Genomic DNA, 395 nt, shown 5'->3' on the forward strand with positions numbered 1-395 from the left:
TTTAATTTTTCGTCTTGATGTTCAAAGCCTATTCCATCGTCGCTAACGGTTACTGTGACTTTTCCATCATTATCGAGACATTGAATGTGAATATTATCTGCTTGCGCATGTTTGATAGCATTAATTGCCGCTTCTCTTATCAACTGTAGTAAATGAACCTGCTGATGTGCATCCAGTTCAGTTGATGAAAGTCTATTTTTTAGCGTAATGTCCGCAGCAGTTTGTTCACTGAGCGTTTCAACCATGTCTTGCAATGCTTGGCCAAAACTGCCCTCTTTAATCGTAAGACGAAACGTCGTCAGTAACTCGCGTAACTGCGTATAAGCCGCAGATAAGCCCGTATCTAGCTCAGCAATAACTTGATTAGCCTGCGCGATCGCCTTTTCGTCAGGCAA

General features: G+C 42.3%; 1 protein-coding gene. It reads right to left on the bottom strand.

Features of this window, described 5'->3' with window-relative positions; all coding sequences use genetic code 11:
- On the bottom strand, nucleotides 1-395 hold a 395-nt coding region (locus tag EBL85_RS16940; protein ID WP_190288126.1), incomplete at both ends, for an ATP-binding protein.

It is taken from the genome of Marichromatium sp. AB32 (assembly GCF_003718675.1).
Classification (GTDB): Bacteria; Pseudomonadota; Gammaproteobacteria; order Chromatiales; family Chromatiaceae; genus Marichromatium; species Marichromatium gracile.